The sequence below is a fragment of the Streptomyces sp. NPDC048600 genome (genome assembly GCF_055587025.1).
The window spans coordinates 322,453-337,079 of sequence record NZ_JBVJGZ010000007.1; the positions used below are offsets into that span (position 1 = coordinate 322,453).

At 67.2% G+C, this 14,627-nt stretch carries 10 protein-coding genes and 2 pseudogenes; 7 read left to right on the top strand and 5 right to left on the bottom strand.

Going from position 1 to position 14,627, the window contains the following annotated elements:
* Positions 1 to 4 precede the first annotated feature (4 nt).
* Positions 5 to 274, top strand: coding sequence for a MafI family immunity protein (locus ACZ6SQ_RS12920; RefSeq protein ID WP_469560196.1), 270 nt, complete (start codon positions 5 to 7; stop codon positions 272 to 274).
* Positions 275 to 609: 335 nt separating this feature from the next.
* Positions 610 to 843 (top strand): hypothetical protein, encoded by a 234-nt coding sequence (locus ACZ6SQ_RS12925; RefSeq protein ID WP_469560198.1) that lies wholly within the window; start codon positions 610 to 612, stop codon positions 841 to 843.
* A 26-nt stretch (positions 844 to 869) separates the two neighbouring features.
* Here the strand turns inward: ACZ6SQ_RS12925 and ACZ6SQ_RS12930 are convergent.
* Positions 870 to 2,071, bottom strand: a pseudogene (locus ACZ6SQ_RS12930) (IS110 family RNA-guided transposase).
* A gap of 470 nt (positions 2,072 to 2,541) precedes the next feature.
* Here ACZ6SQ_RS12930 and ACZ6SQ_RS12935 point away from each other — a divergent pair.
* Positions 2,542 to 2,916, top strand: a complete 375-nt coding sequence (locus tag ACZ6SQ_RS12935) for a hypothetical protein (protein ID WP_469560277.1) — start codon at positions 2,542 to 2,544, stop codon at positions 2,914 to 2,916.
* 90 nt (positions 2,917 to 3,006) lie between these two features.
* Here ACZ6SQ_RS12935 and ACZ6SQ_RS12940 read toward each other — a convergent pair whose 3' ends face one another.
* Positions 3,007 to 3,591 carry a transposase gene (locus ACZ6SQ_RS12940; protein ID WP_469560269.1) on the bottom strand — a complete coding sequence of 195 codons (585 nt, stop codon included), beginning with the start codon at positions 3,589 to 3,591 and terminating at the stop codon, positions 3,007 to 3,009.
* Between the two features lie 166 nt (positions 3,592 to 3,757).
* Between ACZ6SQ_RS12940 and ACZ6SQ_RS12945 the strand changes: the two genes are divergently transcribed.
* Positions 3,758 to 4,039, top strand: coding sequence for a hypothetical protein (locus ACZ6SQ_RS12945; RefSeq protein WP_469560201.1), 282 nt, complete (start codon positions 3,758 to 3,760; stop codon positions 4,037 to 4,039).
* Between the two features lie 176 nt (positions 4,040 to 4,215).
* Here the strand turns inward: ACZ6SQ_RS12945 and ACZ6SQ_RS12950 are convergent, their stop codons facing one another.
* Positions 4,216 to 4,653 (bottom strand): DUF5959 family protein, encoded by a 438-nt coding sequence (locus ACZ6SQ_RS12950; RefSeq protein WP_469560204.1) that lies wholly within the window; start codon positions 4,651 to 4,653, stop codon positions 4,216 to 4,218.
* Positions 4,654 to 5,650: 997 nt separating this feature from the next.
* Here ACZ6SQ_RS12950 and ACZ6SQ_RS12955 point away from each other — a divergent pair.
* The 3 genes from ACZ6SQ_RS12955 (at position 5,651) to ACZ6SQ_RS12965 (ending at position 8,770) form a co-directional block, all read left to right on the top strand.
* Positions 5,651 to 6,238, top strand: coding sequence for an SMI1/KNR4 family protein (locus tag ACZ6SQ_RS12955; protein WP_469560207.1), 588 nt, complete (start codon positions 5,651 to 5,653; stop codon positions 6,236 to 6,238).
* A gap of 290 nt (positions 6,239 to 6,528) precedes the next feature.
* Positions 6,529 to 7,032 (top strand): DUF4265 domain-containing protein, encoded by a 504-nt coding sequence (locus tag ACZ6SQ_RS12960; RefSeq protein ID WP_469560210.1) that lies wholly within the window; start codon positions 6,529 to 6,531, stop codon positions 7,030 to 7,032.
* A gap of 130 nt (positions 7,033 to 7,162) precedes the next feature.
* Positions 7,163 to 8,770, top strand: a complete 1,608-nt coding sequence (locus ACZ6SQ_RS12965) for an ISL3 family transposase (protein WP_469560213.1) — start codon at positions 7,163 to 7,165, stop codon at positions 8,768 to 8,770.
* A gap of 1,164 nt (positions 8,771 to 9,934) precedes the next feature.
* On the opposite strand, the pseudogene ACZ6SQ_RS12970 reads toward ACZ6SQ_RS12965, so the two are convergent.
* Together ACZ6SQ_RS12970 and ACZ6SQ_RS12975 are read right to left on the bottom strand one after the other, a co-directional pair.
* Positions 9,935 to 10,291: pseudogene (locus ACZ6SQ_RS12970) on the bottom strand (helix-turn-helix domain-containing protein); the annotation flags it as partial.
* A 124-nt stretch (positions 10,292 to 10,415) separates the two neighbouring features.
* The gene (locus ACZ6SQ_RS12975; RefSeq protein WP_469560272.1) at positions 10,416 to 14,627 is read right to left on the bottom strand and encodes a caspase, EACC1-associated type; all 4,212 of its coding nucleotides are present in this window, start codon (positions 14,625 to 14,627) and stop codon (positions 10,416 to 10,418) included.

The window sequence follows — 14,627 nt, forward strand, 5'->3', positions numbered from 1 at the left end:
GGTTGTGGAAAAATACGAGCGTGTGAGGGCTGTGATTGCGCAGCTCCTCGAAGATTCTCCTCTGGTCTCAGAGGGGGTCATCAGTGATGTGCTGCACCTGATGCGAGTGGGAGAGGAGGAGTTGGCTTTCCATACCATGTGTTCGTGGATCTACGAGGATGAACTCCCCATTACGTCCGCGTACTACGAACGATTGGTGAACGCCGCTCAAGATCTCGGTGAGTCCGCTTCTGTGGACAGGCTAGATGAACTTATTGTTGACTCGGAAGGGTGATGTCGTGTAATCGTTGCAGCACTGCGGGTTGACCTGGTTACAGGCGGCGGTGAGGCATGGCTCGATATGAGACGGGACTCTCTGGTATTGGCTCATTAAGGGTTCAAGGGATGAGCTTCGCTGCGCCAATCGATCATGACGTTTCCTCAGGTGCCCAAACTCCCGGGCTCCAGACATCGGATCTGGAGCCCGGCGGCAAGAGGGAAACCCTTGTCATCATTGCTTTGTGACGTTCAGGGCGTGGTAGCGGTTTCCGCTGGCTGTCCGGGGGTGCCCCTATCTCTTTGGTCAAGGTGGATGGGTGCTGTTTCAGGGCGTCTGGAACGATGTGCCCCGTGGATGCTGATGAGGCGGTGGCAGTGGGCGGGGACGGACCGGAGTGGACGGGCGTGGTGAGCGAGCGCCTGCGTTGCTGTGTCTGTGGTGGGTCGACGGATGGTTCCAAGGACTACGTGCTCGTCGAACTGACGGCACAGTTCTCTGGCGCTCGCCAATGGCTGGGTGCGCATGCGGAGCACCTGAACTCCGTACTGGCAGAAGGGTTCTCCGTGGAGGTCCACCAGATGTAGGGGTCCGCTGACGGGATTGGCTGCCTTCACATCGCTCCGGATGTCCGGGGTATGTAGAAGGTTCCGTCGCGGAGCATGGCGAACAGGACGTCGGCCCGGCGTCTGGCGAGGCAGAGCAGGGCCTGGGTGTGGTGCTTCCCTTGGGCGATCTTCTTGTCGTAGTAGGCCCGGGAGACTGGATCACCCAGGGCGGCGAACGCGGAGAGGAAGAAGGCCCGTTTGAGCTGCTTGTTTCCTCTCCGGGAGGGCTGTTCGCCACGGATCGATGAGCCCGAGCTCCGGGTCGCCGGGGCGAGTCCTGCGTAGGCGGCGAGGTGGCCGGCGGTCGGGAAGGTGCTGCCGTCGCCGACCTCGATCAGGATCCTGGCTCCGGTCCTGACGCCGACTCCCGGCATCGAGGTCAGGACCTTGGAAAGAGGGTGGGCCTCCAGCAGTTCCTCGATCCGCCCGGCCAGCAGTTTCCGCTGGTCGAGCACGGCTGTCAGCGAGGCGGCCAGGCTCGGGACGATCAACGCGGCCGCCTCGGTCCCGGAACGGTGACGGTCTGCTCGTCCAGGGCGGCGAAGATCTCCTCGACCAGCCGCTCGGCCATCCTCGGCGCCTTCGGCCGCAGCAGCGTGACCAGGCGCCGCCTGCCGGCCTTGCGTATCTGGGCCGGGGACCCGAACCGTTCCAGCAGCGTGAGGACGGCCGGGTGCTGCAACCGCGGCCCCAGCACTCCTTCCAGCGACGGGTGCATCTGCGTCAGCAGGCCGTGCAGCCGGTTCGCGACCCGGGTCGCCTCGCCGGCCAGGTCGTCGTCGAAGCCGACGATCATCTCCAGCTCGGCGATCGTCTCGTCCTCGCCGTCGATCGGCCGCAGCGTGTGGGGCATCGCGCGGGCCGCGTCCGCGATGATGAACGCGTCCTTCGCGTCCGTCTTGGCCTCGCCGGGATAGAGGTCGGCGATCCGCCGCATCGTCAGGCCCGGCAGGTAGGCGAGCGGGCAGCCCATGTCCCGGGCGACTGCCAGCGGCAGGGCCCCGATGGAGGCGGGCTGGTCGACCACGACCAGTACCGTTCCGTGCTTGGCCTGGAGTTTGGCGAACAGTTCGCGGAGCTTGGGCTCGGTGTTGGACAGCCGCTTGTCGAAGGCTTTCTTGCCGACCGGGGTGACAGCGGTGGCGTGGTGTTCGCCCTTGCCGACGTCCAGGCCGAGGAAGACGTCGATGTCGCCGGTGTCGATCACGTGCCAGCCCCTCCATCACGCTTTCGTCCGGCCTTGCCTGGGCACCGAGCTGCCACATCCACGTTACGGAGAGCTCTTCCGGCTCGGGTGAAACCGGTACTCAAGCCCCTCATCACCGGGTCCGTCGATGCCTCCGGACCCGGTGACACCACCCCCCGGATCATCAACAACAAGGGGGGAAGTCATGCCGGACCCGAAGGCCGGAGGCCCATGTCGGCGTACGGACTTTTCTCCCCAGTTGCGTACGGACGAACGTCCCCAGCTCTGGCCGCGGGCAGCGGCAGCAGGGCAGAGGATCTCGGTTGAGATCGATGCCCCGACCAGGGACACTCGCGCGATGAGCCGCAGCACATCGTCTGAACCGATCGAGCGAGGGTGGGACGAGCCCTGGTATCGGGTCCATATGGAGGGTTTCGAGGCGTCGTTCCTGCCCAGCGACGGCGAGGACTTGGACGAGGTCTGCAACGTCGATGTCTTTCCGCAGACTTTCCTCCCGCTCGGACTCTGGAGACTTCATCACCGAGGAGCCGGAAGCAACGGACCGGCGTCCAGGGCCAGCGTGGCAACGCTACGCGGCTCAGCCCCTGATGCGTGCGGTGCTGGAAGACCCCGTCTTGCATGCCCGCTTCAGGCAGCGAGCGGTGGGAGACTTCGCCGTCGGACGTGAACGGTTCCTGCGGCGCAAGTCCTTTGAGAGCCTCGCGCGGGACGCTCTCCTGACCCTCGACGGCGAATGGGTCTCCCCAGACTCCTTGACGGATGACGAGTACGTCGAATTCTTCAACCCCTATATTGACGAGCTGAGTCCGGGCATAGTGGTAGTAAATATTACCTACCACTCGTGACCGCGGCTCGAGTGCTGCACCGACCGGAACTCGGCCGCGGGCGGGCGGTCAAGGTTGATTCAAAGTCGCGGTGATCTTGTTGGGTGCTCGTCAGCTGATGCCCAGAAGCTTGAGCGGTCGGTTGAACGGTTCGTAGTACGCCTCGCGGAGTCCAGCGGCGATGTTGCGGTGCCCCGCGTCTCGCAGTGCGTTGATCGCAAGGTAGCGGAGGGTGGCCAGGCTGGCCGATCCTTGGCTGGTGCGGATCTTCGAGGCGTCCTCGGCGAAGGTGGTGTCGCGGACGTGATGGAGCCGGTTCTCGATCGTCCACTGTGACCGGGCCAGCTGGGACATCCGCTGCGGGGAGGCTTCGGACGAGGTCAGGTCCGTGATCGCGTAGACGGTCTCGCGGGTGCACTTGCCGGTAGCGCAGCTGTCGCACGGTGCCCGCCCGGCCCGCCGCGCCAGGTCGGGCTCCTTGCGCGGCGGTTTCCGAAGGGCTGCGCGGACCTGCTCCTCAAAGGCGATGAATTCGACCCGTCGTCGGCACAGGCGACTCCCGGGTCGGGTGGGCGGCAGGTGGTGGCGTGATGGACCAGGTCGGTGATGAGCGCCTCGGCGCGGAAGCGGTCGCCGCGTACCTTTTCGACTTTGGCGTTCAGGGCGGGGTGGCGGGCGATGCGGCGGCCTGCCCAGCGTGCGGCACGCTTTCGTTCGGGATCCATAGCCGGTACTTACGCCGACTCGGCGGCTGCTACGGCGCTCGGCGCCGCAGTCGCGGCGGTGATCGGTCGCCTGTCCTCAGCGGGCGTCCGGTCGCTCGGGTGGGGACCCCAGTCGGCGCTGGGAGGGAGCCAGGGGTGTGGAGCGCTTCGCGGACCAGGGGCAGGGTCGGCGGGGCCGGCAGCAGGATGCCGTCTCCGTCCTCGCCGCCGCGCACGCGCTGTGCCGCGCCTTGTTGCCTTTCGCCTGCGACGCGGTCTTCTACTGCCGGGACGGTTATGACCGGAAGGCCAGCGGCGACTGTATGCCGGAGTGGCCGGGCGTGCGGGTGGTTCATGTCCACCCCGGGTCGGGGCTCGTGTGGCTCGATCTCTGGGAGCGGGTCAGCGGGGTGGTGCGACGCCGAAGGCATCGCCGGTGAACGCATCTACTACCTGTGTGTTCCTCGGTACGAGGGCGATGCCCCCATTCCGTACGAGACCCAGCTGTATGCGTTCGGTAGCGGGGGAACAAACGAGTCCATCGTTGGGAAAAACGCGCTGACGGGGCCATAGCGGACGTCGGGGGAGGGGCTTCACGCTGCCCTCCCGCGACGTCTCACATCTGGAGCGGGTAGCGGTTTTTGACCGTTGCAAGCAGGCGACGGTGCTTCTCGGCCCAATCGGGCTGCGTCGCAATGGGCACGGTCACGAGAACCTGCGAGCCCGTGACGTCGTAGATGCTCACCTCTGTGCACCCGCTCTCGGTGTGCTCTGTGGGGTCGATCATGATCCGTGGTGAGCGTCCGCTCTCCAGCCAGGTCGCCTTCCGTCCGGCCTCAACCGAGTCGAGTGCTTCGGCCCAGCTGTCGAGGTCGTACGTGTTGACGTACAGCTCGACGCGACCACTGACGAATGCGGTGCTCAGAACGATCTCTGCGCGGAGGGCATCAAACCGGTCGGAGCCGGAGAAGCTCATCCCTTCAATGATGCGCAGGGAGACGCTCTGCTCCTCATCTGCCAGGCGGATGAGCTCGAGGGGGCTGGAGTCCGGCACAGCAGTGCTACCCCTTTTTCGATGTGCTGCGTGCGTACCATGCCACGATCGCATCAGCGGGACCTCGCGGCCAACGGCAGAAGCCGCGGTACCCACACCACATGCCGCTTTCCTGCGATGACGGCTGTCAGAGTGCGGGATGTGGCGGTCCGTCGGTCTTGTCATCGCTCGACGGTGTGACGTTGAGGCATCGCTGCCGGTCAGGAGTTCGGGGTTCGCCTGAGTTATGGCATGAGCATCCGCGAGCCTTACCCGAGCGATCTCACCGACGAGAGCGGGAGCTCGTCGAACCCGTGATCACGGCATCAAAGGCCCGGCATCCGCCGGTCAGCGGGCATTAGGGCAAGTACGCGATGCGGGAGATCGTGAACGCGATCCTCTACCAGAACCGCACGGGGTGTCATGGGGGGTTCCTTTCCCATGACATGCCCCGCCCGGAGCGGTGAAGTACTACTTCTGTCTCTGGCGCGACGAGGGGCACCGGCCAGGACATTCATGACCTGCTGCGCTGGCAGCGGCGGGAGAAGCGGAAGCGATGAGCCGACCCGAGTCTGGTGGCCCTGGACACGCAGAGCATCCACGCCTTTGCAGGAGTCCCGGCCACGACCGCGGGCCGGGACGCCGCGAACAAGGTGCCGGGCAGGAAGAGGTGCCTGGCCGTGGACGTGCTGTGCTGGTCGGTGGGGGTGAAGGCTTCGCCGGTGTGCGGGCACCAGGCAGGGCAGGCGGAACGCCGGACCTCGGTGTTTGGTCTGACTGCCCGGTCATGACGGCGGGACAGTGTGGCCCGTACTTTCCCGCTGCCCGCTGCCCGCTGCCCGCTGCCCGCTGCCCGCTGCCCGCTGCCCGCTGCCCGCTGCCCGCTGCCCGCTGCCCGCCGCACGGGGTCGGGGGCCCGGATGCCGCGGGTCCGAAGGTGCCGCCTAGAGTGCCCGCACCGGCCGGATGAGCGTCCGGTGTTCACGGCGCGCATCAGGGGTGGGAAGGGAGTGGCACGGTGAGGGTTGAGCGGCTGGCCCGGGATGCGGGGCTGACCGCCCCGCGCCGCTTCCACGTCGACTGGGACCGTGCCGAGTCTGCCCTGGGGGTCCGGCTTCCGTCGGACTACAAGGAGTACGTGTACTGGTTCGGACCGGGAGGGTTCGACGAATACCTGATCGTCTGCGTGCCTGGAGTCGCGAACAGCAACACCGAGTTGGCCGCGCATCTCGCTCAGGAGCGCCGGAATGCACGTGTCCGGGCTGGGGTGACGGGATCGGCGCCTCGTGTGCCGCTCCTGCCCGAGCCCGGAGGGTGGCTTCCCTGGGGGTTCACGACGGGCGGTGACGGACTGTACTGGGTGACGGCCGGCGACGACCCGGACCGTTGGACCATCGCGGGGCGGCCGGGCCGCGGATCGGACCTGGCCCGTTTCGACGGCGGTTTCGCCGCCTTCCTTCATGCGTTCGTCTGGGACACGGTGGACATGCCCTTCATCGCGGAGGCTGAGGGGGATGTACCGGTGCCTTTTGATCCCGATGCGGGCGAGTGGCTGGGCGGCGCCGGGCAGAGGCTGGAACCCTATGGGTTCTTCGCCTCATCCTGAGGAATCCTTCAGGCGTCCGGCCGGTTTCGTGCGCGGCTGACGACTGTGCGCGCCTGAGCGGTTCGTGCCGCTTCGTCGGGGGCTTCGGGAGCAGGCCCGGTGCTCGGCTTCGGGCGGGCGATCGTCAGGCGCACAAGGGAAGGGGCTGTGTGACGATGTGGCTGGTCGGCGGCCTGGAGAGGGCGTCCGTCCAGATCGTTGCGGCGTGCCGGCGGAGGGCGCCGCTGCAGCTCTCCCGGTGAGGTGTCGTACCGGGCGGGATGGACTGTTGCACGGGCATGGGGAGTGGTATGGCCGAGATTCAGTACCTGACTCACGAGGATCCCGTAGGCATCGGAGTCCGGAACTGTATTGCGAATGTCGATCTGGCGCCGTTCGGGGTTTCCGGGTTGGTGGAGCAGGTGTGGCTCGAGCCGCTGGTTTCCGGACGCTATCGGTTGCAGTGCGTTCCGTTCCGGGTCTACGGCGTGGCGTTGCTGGACGAGGTCGCCGTTGACGCGGGGCACTGGGTGACCGCTGTGCTTGCCGCCTCGGGTCACAGAGTCCGCAGGGCTGTGCTGCCGGACGTGGGGGATGCGGCGGAGAGCATGGACCGGGTCGCTCGCATCTCGGCGGCCGTGCGCAGCCGCGGTCTGTCCTGCGAGTGGAGCGGAGACCGTCATCTGGCGATCGATGTGCCGCCGGCCAGGAGTAGCACGCTCGAGGACGTCGAGCGGGTGATCCGGACGGGTGTGCGGCTTCAGGGTGATCAGTACTGGGAATGGGCCGACGCGAAGCCGTTCCGGGCGCTGTGAGCCGTCTCGAGTGACGGCGGTTCACGCGACTGGCAGAGCCGGGGGTGTCGGCGTCGGCTCAATCGTGGTTCTGGATCACTTTCCGTGCCAGTGCCACGGAGGGTCACCACGGCCGCAATCATGGACGGCCGTGCGTGATGTTCTCCTCCAGGACCTGTGGTTCCACCGGGTCGAAGGCGTTGTGATCCAAAGCGTTGTGGCTGACGGCGAGTTGGTGGTCGTGCGGGCCCGTGCATCGGCGGAGCGGGCTGCGTGTCCTGGCTGTGGGACGGCGTCGGGCCGAGTGCACAGCCGGCACGTACGACGCCTCGCCGACACCGCAGTCGTCGCGCGTCCAGTGGTGATCGAGTTACAGGTCCGGCGGTTCCGCTGCCGTGACCGTGCCTGTCGGCAGGCCACGTTCGCCGAGCAGGTCGACGGGCTGACCTTCCGGCATGGGAGGCGAAGCAGCGGGCTGCAGACAGTACTGCAACGGGTAGCGGTGATGCTGGCGGACCGGGCCGGCGCCCGCCTGGCGGAATCGCTCACGGTCGGGGCGAGCCGGTCGACGCTCCTACGGCTGATACGCCGCCTGCCTGAGCCGGAAGTGCACACGCCGCGGGTGCTCGGAGTGGACGAGTTCGCTCTGCGCAAGGGACACAACTACGGCACGATCCTGGTGGACATCGACACGCGCCGTCCGGTTGACCTGCTGCCCGACCGGGCCCACACGACGGTGGCCGCCTGGCTCACGGACCATCCCGGCGTCGAGGTGATCTGCCGTGACCGGTCCACCGCATACGCCGAAGCCGGACGACTCGGCGCCCCGGACGCGATTCACGTCGCGGACCGGTGGCACATCTGGAAAAACCTGGCCGAGGCCGTCGAGAAGACGGTCATCCAGCACCGCGCCCTGCTGCGCGATCCGGAGAACACTGCCCCGGTCCGCGCCGCCGAGCCCATGGAGCCGGAGCCTGCGCCGCGGTCCCCCGATGAGCCACGACAATCGGGCCGTTTGTCCGACCGGATACGCGAACAGCACGCAGCAGTCCACGCCCTGCTGAGTGAGGCGCTCGGGCTGCGGCCGATCGCCCGCCAACTCGGCCTGGCCCGCAACACCGTCCGTCGGCTCGCCAATGCGGCCACCGCGGACGAGCTCCTGGTCGGACGGTGGACGCGCCGGACCAGCATCCTCGACCCATATAAGCCCTACCTGCATCAGCGGTGGGCCGAAGGCTGCACCGTCGCCCGCCGACTGTTCGAGGAACTTGGCGAGCGCGGCTATCCCGGCGGCGAGAGCGTGGTGAAGAAGTACGTGCAGCGGCTCCGTGAAGCCTTCCCGCACGACGATCCGCCCCGCAAAGCGCCGTCCGTGCGCAACGTGACCAGTTGGATCACCCGCCGCCCCGACCGCCTCGACGACGACCAGGCCCAGCGGCTCAAGCAGATCCTCGCCCGCTGCCCCGCCCTCGTCAGAACCGCCGAACACATTCGCGCCTTCGCCGAGTTGATGAACGATCGCCGGGGCCGCGACCTCAGTCAGTGGATAGAGCACGTGCAGGCTGACGACCTGCCCGCCCTGCATGGCTTCGTCAACGGCCTTGGCCAGGACCTCGACGCCGTGGTCGCCGGGCTCAGCCTGCCCTACAGCTCTGGCGCGGTCGAGGGCCACAACAACAAGATCAAGATGCTGAAGCGGCAGATGTTCGGCCGCGCCAACTTCGACCTGCTCCGCAAGCGAGTCCTCCTCGCAGCGTGAGGCCGTCCATGATTGCGGCCGTGGTGACCCTCCGTGGCACTGGCACGGAAAGTGATCCAGAACCAGCGTTCGGCCGTCGTCGAGAGGGGGCGCTGCTGACCTGATGGTCGGGGCGGGACGGTCAGGACGTGCACGGCGCCTGCGAGCACGATGAGGCGTTCGTCGCGATGGGCCCTAACGGTGTTGCGGCGGGGTGCCCCAGGGCGTGTAGCGGTCCCCGGGCCGCACCCGTCGCGCAGGATCGGGACCGTCGAGGCAGGGCGCCTTCGCGTGCGCCCTGGATGCAGGCCGCCGAGGTCGGCGAGGGCATACCTGTTGTCCGGGCCGGCGGCCGAGAACTTCCCGGCCTGGTGGTGGACCTCGACGCCACGCTGGTGGCCTGCGACTCCGAGAACGAGCAGGCCGCCCGACCTACGAGGGCGGCTTCGGCTTCCACCCGCTGCTGTGTCTCCTCGCAGAGAGCAGCCCCGCCAGACGCTGGTACGGGAGACCGGTCGCGCGGCCGCGCGGGGTGTCGGCGTCGTGATCGGGCCCTGGGGAGACGGGGCACAGGCCGAGGCATCCGAGTGCCGCGCCCTGGGCGCGGGGACCGCCGTTCACCCCTGGAGGCGACGCCGCCCGTGCACTCCCAGCACAGCGGCATGTGTCATTCAGTCCTCGCCGGCACCCCGGTGCCGTCGTACACCTGTCCGCTGACCGCGTCCACGCGCCATGTGTCCCCCGAGCCCGGCGCCATCGGATCGGCCGCCTGCCCCGCTTGCGGCGCCGACACGTGCACGAGCCACTCGGGCCGCCATGCAGCCCTAAACTTGCCTCACATCATGCAAACGCCCTGGCTGGCCTGGAGTACCTGTGGGGGCAAATGTTGAACGAAAGTAATACACTATATCGCTGACATTCCGGACTGCCAGACCAGCGGTGCTGCCCAGGAGTGCGGCTCCGTCAGCCTTCCTCCCTGAACTTCGGGATGTCGATGGGGTGCATCTCGGTTCGAATGCGCACGAAGCGAAGCGAACTGGGTGCCGGTACCGGCCCGCGTACAGGGAAGTGTCTGCGACGAAATTCGCGACCAGGCCAGGGCCCCCAGGGTGGTACTCCAACTCGCCGTGTGCTCACCAGCCGACCGGGAAGCGGCGCCCGGCCCAAGGGTGCTCGTAACTCACAGCACTTGATGCCGGCCTCGGCGAGGGTGCCGATGATGCCGTGCTCGCGGGCGGCGCGGACGTCGTGGGTCGCGCCGGGCAGTGCCGGTGAGGACCACAGCAGTCGGCCTGCCGGGTCGGCCAGGACCTGCACGGCCTCGCTGACGTAGCGGTAGGCGGTCGTGGTCCCGATGCCGAATCCGGCCGCGAGCTGGGCGTACGGATGCCCGTTGCGCAAGTGGGCGAGGGTGAGCCCTGTCGGCCGGCGTTCAGCCGGCGCCACCGGCTGCCGATCGCGCGGCGACGTTCACGGAGACGCGCGGTGAGGAAACGAAGATGCGGAGCTGGACAGGTCCAGTCCGGACGGGTAGACAAGCATGTGAAGCCTGTGGCGGAGCGGGTGATCTTGGTCGTGAACCCGTCTACCAGGCGCTTCACTCGTCTGTCACGCCAACTACCTGACCATACCGGCAGGTTGGAAAGGGCTCACTACCGGAGCCCGGCTACGGCAGTGACCACACCGTCACGTCGCTGCCCAGGTTTGCGGTAGCCAAGGTGCGGCCATCGCCATCGAAGGCCATGACCATGAAGCCGCTGTCGCCGACAGGGAGTGTGGCCTTGACGGAGTACGGCCTGCTACGCAGGTCCCAGACACGTATGTTGCCGGACTCGTCTCCGACAGCGAGAGTGTCGCCCCGGGGGCTGATGGCGACCTGACTCACCGTGTCTCGCTCGGACCAGTGCGAGATCAACTTTTGGGTTTGGATATCCCACAGTCGTACTTCCTTGCCGGGTCCAACCGTGGCCAGCGTCGTGCCATCTTGGGCGAACGCCAAGTCCTTTACTCCGACCAGGTCCTCCTGAAGGGGGACAGGGCTCGGCTGGGGTTTTCGCAGGTCCCAAAGCCAGACACGCCCCTCGCTGCCCAGGCTCGCCAGGACCCGCTCGGCCGGACTGAGCGTCAGATTGGAGTACGATACTTCGGAGGTCGTTTCCAGGGTGGCTGCGCGCCGCGAGTCTAGGCCCCCGACGACGATCGCGGTGTCGCCGCTCTGAGTGCTGGTCCCGATTACCAGGAGCCCCTGGGCTGGGCTCAGTGCAATCCGGGGACTTCCATACGACTTTACCGGCAGCATGTTGGCAGCAGGCAGATCCGCCGACCGACCTGTTGCGAGGTCGTAGCGCTGCACTGTTCCGTCTTCGCCGGCGAAGACCACCGATCTGCTGTCGCCGTCGCAGGCGAGGTTCGCCGTCGAGTCTTCCGACGACGGCGAACCGGGTTCGATGATGGCCTGATGATCGGCAATACGGTAGATCCACGGCTGTTCGAGGCCGTACTCAGCCACGGCAAGGTAGCTGCCGTCCGGCGAGAGGCACAGGTCGGAGACATCGGATGCACGTCCGGGGACCGAGTAGACCTGACCGACGGCCTGCGACCGTACGAACAGTGAGGCGCCCACGAGAGAGCCCATGGCGACCAGGGCTGCCGAACATCGGGCGGCTGCGTCCAGCCGGGGCCTACGAGACAGCCTGGGCCGAGTGCCTCCGGTCTTGGACGACCGGGCGGTCGTGGAGGACGGGGCTTCGCTGCGCTCGTAGGCAAGAGCGAGATGTTTCCGTACCTCGTCGTGGCGGAATTGGTAAGCGGCGCCTGCTGGTCGCAGCACCCCCGCCTCCTGAGCTCTGCGAAGTGCTCGAAGCAGGCGGACAGGCACTTTACCCCGGGCGATCAACCATGCGCGAGCGAGGACGAAGGTGATCCATGCGGAGCCGGAGCCGTATGCGGCGATTGTCGCGATGCCGGCCCCGAATGCGATGCTCGTAGTGCCCGCACCCGACTTCCCCGCCATGAGGCCCGCGACCACGAGTGTCGCAACGGCGCCCGTTACCCCGGCGATGATCAGCGTAGCGTTGCGATCGGTCCGCAGGACGGATACCGGGGAGCGGTCCTCGACGGCGACGATCGGCTTTGCGAGCCATCGCCCCAGCCCGAGTGCCACGGTGACGACCGAGGCCAGCACCAAGCACGGATAGAAGACTTCCCCCGGGTCCACGCTTCCCGTCACCGCCGCCGTGATGGCGGGCAGAGCCAGAGCCACCAGGACGCCGATCCCGAGTGCCCGGGCCAACGCGGGTAACAGGCCGGCGAGACGAGGCGCACTGTGACGGGGAGCGCCACTGTGCGCCAAGTCCAGCAGCGTGGCGACAACTGCGGCCCCGATACCGAGCACCGTGTAGGCGCTGAGACCTACCACCTCATTGAACTGATTGACCAGCAGGTCCGCCCACCACTCCCACAGCGTGTGGTTGATGATGGCGGCCTCGGACGGCAGAGCAAAGAGCAACCCAAGAAGCAGCACTGCGCTCAACGCGCAGGTCACGGCAGCGGCACCAACTGCGCGACGCACGCTGGCGAGTGCCACGGCACCTGCGCTTGAGCGCGGCGTCTCGGTCGCATGGACCGTCCGTCCCGCAATCAGCCCCGACAGCGAGCCCACGAATCCACCGGCCACAGCGCCGGCGAACAGCGCAGGAACAAGAGGCTGGGAGTCCTCACCGACGGCAACGCTGAGCCATCCGACCCCGGCCCCGACGACGACGGCCGATAGGGCATGCAACAAAACGATCACCCAGTGGGGAACCGCGCGGGCCAGCCGCCACCAGTAGATTTCTGGGTCCCGGCCCTGGCGGCGCCCCATCTCGCCGGCAAGGAAGGTCAGCCATCGAGAGGCACGACGGAACTCGCGGGGCTTGGAGTAGACAGATGTCAGGTACCGGCTCAGCAGATGGTGCTTGATCGTCGCCCCGTCGCCCAAGTCAACGAGTTCGGATGGGCTGGTGTCCGTTCGTTCGTAGGCCTTCCAGGCCAGCGAGATCATCAGCGGGGTGGAGAGCACGTCGGCGACCGGACCCTCCTTCTGGGAGCGAAGGGCCTTACTGATCTCCTTCCATCGGTCTTGCCGGGCGTTGAGCTCCCGGCCGGCCAGGTAGCGGATGGCTGCCTCAGGCTCTACGCGTTTGATCTCGATGCCCCGGGCCTTGGACAGGATGACGCGCCCGATCGCCCTTTCGAACTCAGCACTGCGGCAGGTCAGGACGAACCTGCCGTCGAACCGGTCCAGTTGGGTGATCGCCGCAGCGTACAGATGAGGGGGCATCTCGTCGAGGCCGTCGAGGACGGGGATAACCTGGGAGACGTGTGGCAGGTCCATCGGATCGCAGTAGGCTTTGACGCTCGGGCAGATCTCCGCAATGCGGCGAGCGAACCAGGTGCTGAAATCCTCGGCTGTGCGACCTCGGGTGGTGCGCTGGTGGGAGTCGGTCGCTGAATCGTCCTCAACGGGTGAGGTCAGCTCGCCGGGATCCCAACCGGCCACCGATACCAGTACGGGCACCGCGTTGTGTTCCTTGAGCAGCTCCCGTGCGAGAAGAGTGGCCAGGGTCGTCTTGCCGCTCCCCGCAGCCCCGAGGATGACGAGATGCTGCGGGCCCTCGGCAGTAAAGACCTGGGCCAGCCCGCTGGCTCCGAGGTCGTCCGCACTGTACGCCTTCAGCTCACCTGCCAGAGGCTTCGCCGTGTAGGCGGCGGAGCCAGGCCGGCTCGGGCCGAGGAACAGGGCGGTTCGGTCCTGCCAGCGCAGTGCCAGGGGCTTCGGCCGGTTCAGCTCTTGTGCCTCCACCCGAGCACGGATGTCCTTCTTCATGGCCAAGCGCAACTGGGACAGGGCTTCGGTGACCCCCGAAGGGAGCGAGCCGGGCGGCGTGGACGCAGGCTCCGGCCACGAGGGGCTGCCAGGGATCTCAGGGTTGCGCTTCCTCATCCCGCCCGTGGCGGCCACGAGTGCGGGGCCGCGGTCGGCAATGAGCACAGCATGTTCGGGGCGCGCCTCCGTACTGCCGTCGGCCTCCCGGTCCGGTGGCTCCAGCGGGTGGTACGCGCGGTTCGGCGCAAGCACGATTTCAGCGCCGTGCTCACGAGTGCCGAACTGTGGGACCGGCAAGTCCGGGCGCAGGGCGAGCCGCGCCTTGACGGCGCTAAAGATCGCGGTCATGTCGAGGTACTCCGAACCACCTGGTACTCCGTGGCTCAGCACGTGAAGGAGCGCACCGGTGAAGGCGCTGTACTGCTCACCCACAGGCGAGAGCGCCTTGCGGGTGGCGGCGGAGGCCGTGAGCACGCAGACGCCCTCAATGTCTGCCTTGTCAGCCACCAGCTTGGCCAGTTCCTGCTGTTCTGCCGACACCCTCCCCTGATCTTCCTCCGCCGCGGTGCCCATCTCGCCGCTCAAGGCCTTGCCGCTGTAGCAGCAATCCAGGATCACCACGGTGCGCCGGGCCCGGCTTCCGGACTGTCGCAGCCGGGTCCGCACCCTGGCGTAGCTCAGGCAATCGTCCTCGTGGTCTACGCCCGTGAGTGCCAAGTGCAGGTCCTGCGAGTCGCCCACCAACAATCCGTGGCCGGCGTAGTAGAGGAGCAGTGTGTCGGTCGCTTCGGTGGCTGCGCGCTGCACCTCGTTCAGGACCTCATGAGGGTAGGCGGGTTCCGGTACCGAGAAGCAGTGCTGGTCCGGCAGGTTCCACACCGTGCCGTCAGTGAGTATGCGGCGCATGGCGGCCAGGTTCCGCTCCACCGCGGGGAGCGCGCTCATGCTCAGGCCGTCGACGGCATTGTGCACTCCGATGAGGATCGCCCGGGAACCGGCCGGGTCCGGCAT

Bases quoted from the DNA above. Each gene is read 5' to 3' on its own strand.
- ACZ6SQ_RS12935 (WP_469560277.1), top strand. From the start codon at position 2,542: ATGTCTTTCCGCAGACTTTCCTCCCGCTCGGACTCTGGAGACTTCATC.
- ACZ6SQ_RS12960 (WP_469560210.1), top strand. From the start codon at position 6,529: ATGGCCGAGATTCAGTACCTGACTCACGAGGATCCCGTAGGCATCGGA.
- ACZ6SQ_RS12975 (WP_469560272.1), bottom strand. From the start codon at position 14,627: ATGCCGGACCCGGCCGGTTCCCGGGCGATCCTCATCGGAGTGCACAAT.